The 7,529-nt window shown below is 38.0% G+C and carries 3 protein-coding genes; 2 read left to right on the top strand and 1 reads right to left on the bottom strand.

The genetic code is table 11. The features are described 5' to 3' along the window. Positions 1–305: 305 nt before the first annotated feature. Positions 306–1,487, bottom strand: a complete 1,182-nt coding sequence (locus tag RHTP_RS03875) for an endonuclease/exonuclease/phosphatase family protein (protein WP_138106813.1) — start codon at positions 1,485–1,487, stop codon at positions 306–308. Between the two features lie 131 nt (positions 1,488–1,618). On the opposite strand from RHTP_RS03875, the gene alaS reads away from it, so the two are divergent. Both alaS and mfd read left to right on the top strand, forming a co-directional pair. Further along, positions 1,619–4,243, top strand: a complete 2,625-nt coding sequence (gene alaS, locus RHTP_RS03870) for an alanine--tRNA ligase (RefSeq protein ID WP_138106812.1) — start codon at positions 1,619–1,621, stop codon at positions 4,241–4,243. Continuing rightward, a complete protein-coding gene (gene mfd / locus RHTP_RS03865) occupies positions 4,225–7,518 on the top strand; it encodes a transcription-repair coupling factor (RefSeq protein WP_138106811.1) in 3,294 nt (1,097 codons plus the stop codon). Before alaS ends, mfd begins: the two co-directional genes overlap by 19 nt. Positions 7,519–7,529 lie beyond the last annotated feature (11 nt).

The following is a 7,529-nucleotide window of genomic DNA, read 5'->3' as shown; positions in this document are numbered from 1 at the left end:
GAAATCCTTCCAAAAATCATCCACAGAGCAGTATAATTCAATAAGCGTTTCCATTTTTGACCTCTTTTGTTGTTGTTTTTTCAGAAACGAAACTTGTACAACATTAAGAGGTCTTTTTACACTGTTTTTTTGTCTTATCTTTCCTATTCTTAGTTAATTAAACTCAACATTGGGGTTAAAAATCTCAAGAAGAACTGAGGCCCTGCCTCATTAAAATTTTCAGGAGATTTTACAAAGATGCATTGATTCAAGTTGCCCATTAAATAGCTCAAAATCTATCAGGTTTGTTTGAACGAAACTTTTTATCAATGGGTTGTGTTAATTTTAAATCGACTTAAAAGCCCCCTATGATCAGAAAGAGCATCTATGGTAACCTTTGTATCATCATAACCGGTTTCTACTAGTGAAGTTGTACCTTTTATTTCAGATTTTTTTGTGATCAAGGTATAATCTAAGTTTAAAGGACCAGAATCTTTTTTCCCTACCATTCTTGCACAAAACTCATCTCCTCCCCATGTTCTTGAGGCATTTTCATCAATGGGCAAATTTTGAAAAGTTTCTTTCCAAAAGGAATTTTCATATTCTGCATTATCTAGATTAAGATCCCCAGTTACTATAACATTGCCAGCTTCCTGATTTACTTTTTTAACAATTAAGCCCATCTCTTTTTTTCTAGCTTCTACTTCCTCTTCAGTTGGATATTGTGGCTGCTCTGAATGCTGTAGATGTGTTGCATAGACCTTTATCTTTTTTCCTTCGACTTGGATGTCAAAAGAAAACACGCCTTTTTCCGATATCTTGGTTCTCCCCACTAACATCTGTTTGGGAAAAGGGGTAAATCCAGGGTTTTTAATTTCAGCTTTACTTGCTACAAATATCCCAGAAGATGGTCCTATTGCTCTTGGTCCTATATTGAAATAAAAATGGGCATATTGTTCCTGTAGCTTTTCATAGAGATGAAATCCAGAGGCTGTATCCATAACCTCATATAAGGCAAGGATATCTGGGTCTTCCTCAGTAATTTTTGTAATGATTTTATCTATTCTAAAATGCCAAGGCATTACCCCTCCATCGCTAATAGAATAGCCACCACCTACACAACAAATATTCCAAGATAAGAGAGAAAAATCATTTTTTAAGGTCTTATCTGGTAGTTTGCCTTGGTAATAGATAAAGGGTTCTTTCTCCAAGTGACTGGCTATACCGCGTAAAGCAGCACCTGGAAGCGCGGTGCCTATCGATAAGAAAGAGCTAACCAAAATCCCCATACCTAGAAAAAATTTTCTGGCCCAATTGCTTGTTTTACTAGCGGTAGGATTTAGCTCATCTACTACATACAACCTTCTAAAAAGTTCATGTGCTTTACATACAGGCTCGGTTAATAGCGAAGCAAAGCAAAAGGTTTTTTTTTTCAGCAAGTCTAGAGGATAAATCGGGGGAAAATAACTAATAGATATATAGTATTGAGAAACTGCTGCTATAGCCATTATAAACACCTCTTATAAATTTTTTTTAAAAAAATACAAGATTACTGCATTTTATTACCCGCTTTTTTTGACTTTTAGCGCTAGTTTTGCTACTGTGGGTCTTTTTAATCGTGTAAATAGATACAAATTTTATGCTTTCTCAACAAATTCGGGCTAAGTTTCTTCAGTATTTTAAAGACAAAGGACACACAATTGTTCCCTCTTCATCAGTCATCCCTCATGATGATCCTACAATACTGTTTATTAATGCAGGAATGAACCAATTTAAAGATGTGTTCTTGGGCAAAAATGAACGAGGGTATACCAAAGCTACAACTTGCCAAAAGTGCATTCGTGTTGGTGGTAAACATAATGATCTAGACAACGTAGGTCATACCTCACGTCACTTAACTTTTTTTGAAATGTTAGGCAATTTTTCTTTTGGTGATTACTTCAAAGCTCAAGCGATTCAATATGCTTGGGAAGTATCGACTACTATCTTTGGTTTTGATGCAGAAAAGATCTGGGCTACTGTATTTGAAGAAGATGATGAAGCTTTTGAGCTATGGAAAGCCTACCTACCAGAAAAACGCATTGTTCGGATGGGTGAAAAAGATAATTTTTGGGCTATGGGAGATACAGGCCCCTGTGGTCCTTGCTCCGAATTGCTTTTTGATCGCGGTCCCTCTTATGGCAGGGCGTCTTCTCCTTTAGAAGATCCTGATGGGGAGCGCTTTTTAGAGTTCTGGAATCTTGTATTCATGCAATTTAATAGAGACGCTTCCTTAAAGCAGCAACCTCTTCCTAAGAAATCCATTGATACGGGAGCCGGTCTTGAGCGTATTGTCTCTTTAAAATTAGGGGTTGATTCCGTATTTGAAATAGACATTTTCCAAGCTCTTATTAGAGAAGTTGCAAGACTGTGTGATAAACCCTATCGAAAAGAGGACCTTCATTTAGCTCCTGCCTATCATGTGATCGCCGATCATGTCCGCGCTCTTAGCTTTGCTATTGCAGACGGAGCTCAACCTAGTAACACAGAAAGGGGTTATATCTTACGCAAACTCTTGAGACGAGCTGTGCGTTATGGGCGTATACTTGGACTTCAAAGGCCTTTTTTAGCAGATATGCTTCCTTGTTTGATAGATACAATGGGATCTGACTATAAAGAGCTTGTGGAATCACGTTCAAGAATTGCTGATATCCTCACTTTAGAAGAAGAGACTTTTCTTAGCACCTTAAAACGAGGTGGCAATATATTAAACACCATTATTGATCAGACTAAAACAAGCTCTAGTAAGCAAATTTCAGGCGAAAACGCATTTAAGCTTAAAGACACATATGGTTTCCCTATGGAAGAAATTCTACTCATTGCTAAAGACAACGGCTTAAGGGTGGATTTGGATTCTTATCTTGTATTAGAAAATCAAGCAAAAATCAGATCTAAAGCAGCGCAGACAACTTATTTTCCACAAGCAGAAGATACCATATTCAAAGACTATATTAAACATCATCCAACCACCGATTTTTTAGGCTATACTCAAACCGAAGCAGAAGCAGCTATTATAGGAATAATCATTGATGGTAAATTTGTCGAAGAAATAAAAGAGGGACAAACTGGCTATATTCTACTTGATAAAACCCCCTTTTATCCAGAAAAAGGAGGACAGGTCGGAGATACAGGCTCATTGATCCATAAAGAAGCTCATTTTAAAGTCACTCATTGCTATTCTCCTTTTCCAGGAATTATTGCTCACGTAGGTAGATTGGAAAAAGGTTGTCTGCTTTTGGGAGAACCTTTATGTGCTCAAGTAGATAAACAAAAAAGACAAGAAATTGCCAATAATCATACCGCTACGCATCTATTGCATTGGGCTCTTCAAAAAGTAATCGGAGCTCATATTAGGCAAGCAGGTTCTCTTGTAACTGAGGATCATCTACGTTTTGATTTTAATCATCACAAAGCGCTTTCAAAAGAAAAAATACGTCAAATCGAAAGGCTTGTTCAGGAAAAAATCAGAGAAGGTCAAAAGGTACAAACCTATGAAGTTTCCTTTGAAGAAGCTCAAAAGTATTCTGACATCAAACAGTTTTTTGGGGATAAATACGCAGATATAGTAAGGGTAGTTGATATAAACTATTCTAAAGAGTTATGTGGTGGTACCCATGCTGAAAATGTCTCTAACATTGGCTCCTTTAGGATTATTAAAGAAAGTAGCATTGCTTCTGGAGTAAGACGCATTGAAGCATATACAGGAGTTAAAGCAGAAGAATGGATCTATGAGCAAGAGGATAGACTTGAAAAAGCGGCAACTCTTCTAAAAAGCTCTCCCTTGCAGCTTGTAGAAAAAACACAAAATCTCATCGAAGAAAATAAAATTCTTCAGACAGAGATAAAAACCTTAAAAAACTCAGAGTTAAAACAACTAGCTCAAACTCTTCTAACGAAAGTGCAATATGTTGGATCTATTCCTTTTATAGCACAAATCGTAGATACACAAGAGCTAAATCCCTTAAGCGAACAAATTGCACAAGAGCTTAGCTCTTATGTCGTAATTTTAGCCTACACAGCAAAAGAGCGTTGTCAAGTAATGGTTAGAGTATCCAAAGACCTCATCCAAAAAGGAATTTTTGCTTCTTCTTTAATCAAAGAAATTACCCCTATTATTTCAGGTAGTGGGGGAGGGAAAAAAGAAAACGCTCAAGCTGGAGGCAAAAATCCAGACGGGCTATTACAAGCATTTGAACAAGTACAAAAATGCTTACAAAAAGCCTAAAAGAAATTTTAATCAATTATCCTTTACTACAAGGGTTTCTTGATGTTCTGGCTCATGAACCATCTATTCTGATTGAACAGCTTTGGAATGGTCCCAAAGCTATTATCATTTGGTTGTTATCTCAGATTACCAATAAGCACGTGCTCATAATCAGTAGCGGATCTCAAGATAGTTTACTTGAGGACATGCAGTTGTTTTCTCTGCCACATCTTTGTGAGTTACCCGCTTGGGAAACTTTGCCCGGTGAAGAAATTTCGCCTAGTTCTGATTTAATGGGAAAGCGCTTTGAAGTGCTCAACTCTCTATTGGAAAATGATTCCCCTCATGTCATTTTTGCTCCTCTGCAAGCTGTTTTGCAAAAATTGCCTTGCAAAGAAACCATGCGTACGCTTTTTCAGAGATATCGAGTCCATCAGTTTCTTGATTTTTCCTTATTTATTAAGCATCTAGAGCTCTTAAACTATCAACGTGCAAACATAGTAAGCGATAAAGGAGAATTTGCTGTAAGAGGAGGGATTATCGACTTTTTTCCTCCCTCTGCCCTATCTCCCTTTCGGATTGAGTTTTTTGGGAATGAAATTCAAGAAATCAGATCTTTTGATCCTTTAACGCAAATCACAACAGAAAAACATACAGAATGTTGGCTCTGTCCTGCATCTGAGCTTACTCTTTTACAAAAAACACAAGAACTCACTTCTTTTTCAGATTATCTAGGCCCTAATACCATTGTCATTTTTAACGACTTACTAGCTATTGAAGATCGCTTGGTCTCTCTTGCAAAAATGCCTGTTTTACACAACCGCTTAGTCCTTTCTTTCCAAGAGCTTTTTTCTTGTTTGCAACCTCTATCGCAAATTTTTTTAAGCTCTGAGAAAATTGAGTCTCTTTCTTCTATTCAAGAAAAACCCACGGTGCATATGGGACAAACTCCTCTTCAGCCTTTGCAATTTGAAATGTTTAACCAACAGATACAAACCAAAAGATGTAGACATCCCTTTATTCCAGTAGCTGAGTTCTTTTCCACTCTAGACAATCAAGCATCCATCCAAGAGGAAGAAATTCTGCAAGCTCTATATCGGCATCCTCATATGCAAGTGCATTTTCTTTGCTCTACTTTTGCGCAAAAAACCTTATTGGAAGAAAAAACCAAGACGCTCGAGAAAACCGATTTTCAAATCGGTTACCTATCTAGCGGATTTGTCTTGAAAGATGCAAAACTATCTCTTATCACCACAGCAGAACTCACTCATCGCTTAAAACCAAGGCGTCAAAAATGGCGCCAGTCCCACTCCATACCTATCTCTGAATTTCATGAACTACTCCCCGGTGATATTGTGGTGCATTTTCATAGTGGAATAGGCCGCTATATGGGAACAGAAAAACAGACCAATCATTTAGGAGCTATCTCAGAATTTATGGTGATTGAGTATGCAGAAAAGAGTAAACTTTTTGTCCCGCTTTCTCAGTCCCATTTAATCAGTCGTTATATCGGAACTAAAGATACAATCCCTACCTTTAGCCAACTAGGATCGACAAGGTGGCAAAAAACACGTCACATGGCACAAAAAGCTATTGTTGGGTACGCTGATCAATTGCTGCGCTTGCAAGCAGAACGCACTGTTCAAGGAGGTTTTGCCTATCCAGCTGATTCTGAAACTATGCTAGCCTTTGAAGAAGATTTCCCTTTCGTAGAAACAGAAGATCAAATCAATGCCATCACAGCTATTAAACAAGATATGCAATCAGAGATAGCTATGGATCGTCTCATTTGTGGAGATGTCGGTTATGGGAAAACAGAAGTAGCTATGCGTGCTGCTTTTAAAGCTGCATGTGATGGCCATAAACAAGTTGCAGTTCTTGTCCCTACTACGATTTTAGCCATGCAGCACTACGAAACATTTTGCCAGCGAATGGCTAACTTTCCCATCCAAATAGGACTTGCTTGTAGATTTTGCTCTTCTTCTCAAATAAAAAAAACACTTCAATCAGTTCAAGAAGGTACCATTGATATCTTAATCGGGACCCAACGTGTAATCAGTCAAGATGTGCAATTTAAAAATCTAGGTCTTATCATTATCGATGAAGAACAACGATTTGGTGTCCGTGCAAAAGAGCGTCTAAAAACTACAAAAACAGGTGTTGACTGTCTAACTCTTTCCGCGACACCAATTCCTCGTACTCTGTATCTTTCCTTAATTGGTATCAAGAAAGTCTCGATTATCAATACTCCACCTCAAGATCGTCTACCGATTAAGTCAATCATTGTAGAACGCAACCACTCTGTCATACAAAATGCCTTAGCTAGAGAACTACTGCGCGATGGACAAGTGTTCTTTATTCATAATCGCATTGAAACTATTTTTCTAATCGCTAAAGAACTACAAAAATTAGCCCCAGAAGCGCGTATCGTAGTAGGGCATGGGCAAATGTCCTCTGATGAAATTGATACGGTCTTTCATGCCTTTAAACAAGGAGAGGCGGATATTTTAGTTTCCACTACCATTGTAGAAAACGGGATCGATATCCCCAATGCCAATACCATTTTGATCGACCGCTCTGATACATTTGGAATAGCGGATCTCTATCAAATGCGAGGTCGAGTAGGCAGATGGAATAAACCAGCCTATGCGTATTTTTTAGTCCCTGCTAAAAAACAGCTCCCTGAAATTACTTTGAAACGTTTAGAAGCCTTAAGTTTATCCTCTGGTTATGGAGGAGGCATGCGAGTTGCCATGCGCGATTTAGAGATCAGAGGAGCAGGTGACATACTCGGTACTCAACAATCAGGGCAAGTCTCCTCCATTGGATTTCACCTCTATTGTAAATTGTTAAAAAAAGCGGTAAATGCACTAAATAACAATAAAGCGATCTCTTTTACAGAAACCAAAATGGAGTTTTCTTTTGATGCACTCATTCCCGATACCTACATAGATGAGCCCACTTTACGCATGGAAATTTACCACCGTTTTGGAGATGCTACCACTTCGCAAGAACTAGACACCCTTCTCATAGAGTTAACAGATCGTTTTGGCGCTTATCCTATGCAAATCCTTTGGCTCTATCATTTAACACGCTTAAGAATATTTGCCTCTGCTCATCAATTCACACTGCTCAAATTTAGTAAGATGACTCTTACCGCACAACAACAAAGCGGAAAAACCGTATTAAAAAAACTATTAGCTCTACCTAAAATTACCCATCCCAAACAACTCGAAGAGAGCGTTGTTGCTTCTCTAAAAAAAGAGTTCTCAATTAAGACAAAAGAGCTTCTTTAGTTTAAATATTT

The organism is Candidatus Rhabdochlamydia sp. T3358, from assembly GCF_901000775.1.
Classification (GTDB): domain Bacteria; phylum Chlamydiota; class Chlamydiia; order Chlamydiales; family Rhabdochlamydiaceae; genus Rhabdochlamydia.
This window is presented reverse-complemented; position numbering and strand designations above follow the sequence as displayed.

Bases quoted from the DNA above. Each gene is read 5' to 3' on its own strand.
- RHTP_RS03875 (WP_138106813.1), bottom strand. From the start codon at position 1,487: ATGGCTATAGCAGCAGTTTCTCAATACTATATATCTATTAGTTATTTT.
- alaS (WP_138106812.1), top strand. From the start codon at position 1,619: ATGCTTTCTCAACAAATTCGGGCTAAGTTTCTTCAGTATTTTAAAGAC.
- mfd (WP_138106811.1), top strand. From the start codon at position 4,225: ATGCTTACAAAAAGCCTAAAAGAAATTTTAATCAATTATCCTTTACTA.